This window comes from Mycobacterium sp. 94-17, from assembly GCF_035617725.1.
Lineage (GTDB): Bacteria > Actinomycetota > Actinomycetes > Mycobacteriales > Mycobacteriaceae > Mycobacterium.
Window position 1 is genome coordinate 1 of record NZ_JAPIYN010000061.1, and the last position, 1,422, is coordinate 1,422.

The window sequence follows — 1,422 nt, forward strand, 5'->3', positions numbered from 1 at the left end:
AAGTCCAGGGACGTGGTGTACGACGTCGTCGTGTGATTCTTCGTTGTCGTGGTTAGGCGGTTAGTGCTGCGGGTGCGTCCTCCTGTTCTGGTGGTGCGGTGGTGGTGAGGCGGGATTTGCTGAGTACGTCGAGGCCGAGATAGCGGCGTGATTCGGCCCATTCATCGTGTTGTTCGGCCAGTACGGCGCCGACGAGGCGGATCAGGGCGTCGCGATTGGGGAAGATTCCAACGACGTCGGTGCGCCGCCGGATCTCCTTATTGAGCCGCTCTTGGGGATTGTTGGACCAGATCTGGCGCCAGATTTGCTTGGGAAACGCGGTGAACGCCAGCAGGTCGGCTCGGGCGTCTTCGAGGTGATCGGCGACCTTGGGCAGCTTGTCGGCCAAAGCGTCGATGATCCGGTCATATTGCGCCCCAACGGATGTGGTGTCGGGCTGATCGAACACCGAATGCAGCAGCGTCTTAACCCACGGCCAGGAGCTCTTGGGGGTGATGGCCATCAAGTTGGTGGCGTAGTGGGTGCGGCACCGCTGCCAGGACGCGCCAGGCAAGGTAGCCCCGATCGCCGAGAGCAGTCCAGCATGGGCGTCGCTGGTGACCAGTGCCACCCCGGACAGGCCGCGGGCGGTCAACGACCGCAGAAACGTCAACCAGCCGGCTCCATCCTCGGCGGTGGTGACATCGATGCCCAGGATTTCGCGGTAACCCTCGGCATTGACGCCGACCGCGATCAGCGCGTGCACGTTGACCACGCGGCCGGCCTCGCGGACTTTGAGGACCAGGGCATCGGCGGCCATGAACGTATACGGGCCAGCATCCAAGGGCCGGGTGCGGAAGGCTTCAACGGCGGTGTCGAGTTCTTTGGCCATCACCGACACCTGCGATTTCGACAGGCTGGTGACGCCTAGGGTTTCGACCAGTTTGTCCATCCGTCGGGTCGAGACCCCCAGCAGATAACAGGTGGCCACCACGGTGGTCAACGCCCGCTCGGCGCGTTTGCGGCGTTCCAGCAGCCAATCCGGAAAGTAGGACCCTTGCCGCAGCTTGGGGATCGCCAGATCCAAACTGCCTGCCCGGGTATCGAATTGGCGATGCCGGTAGCCATTGCGGGAGTTGGTGCGTTCAGCACTGCGCTGACCGTAGCCCGCGCCGCACAGCGCATCGGCTTCAGCGCCCATCAGCGTGTGGATGAACGTGGCCAGCAGTTCGCGCAGGACGTCGGGGTGGGTGGTAGTGAGTCGCTCAGCCAGCAGCGCCGGCAAGTCGATATCGTGGGCAGCGGTCATCGCGTTGATTCCTTTGCTCGAGTGACTTTGGTCGGTCTCTCGAAGAATCACGCGATGACCCTCATTCGTCCGGCTACGACACGCCGGTTCTCACTTCACGGCCCGGCTCGTACACCACCTTGGTGGACGCAACC

1 protein-coding gene is annotated in these 1,422 nt (G+C 63.3%); it reads right to left on the bottom strand.

The annotated features are described in order from the left end of the window. Positions 1-52: 52 nt before the first annotated feature. Entirely contained in the window at positions 53-1,288 is a 1,236-nt protein-coding gene (locus OQ789_RS25600; protein WP_324689193.1) for an IS256 family transposase, read from the bottom strand. Positions 1,289-1,422: the final 134 nt, after the last annotated feature.

Coding starts and splice junctions, on each gene's coding strand:
- OQ789_RS25600 (WP_324689193.1), bottom strand. CDS start 1,288: ATGACCGCTGCCCACGATATCGACTTGCCGGCGCTGCTGGCTGAGCGA.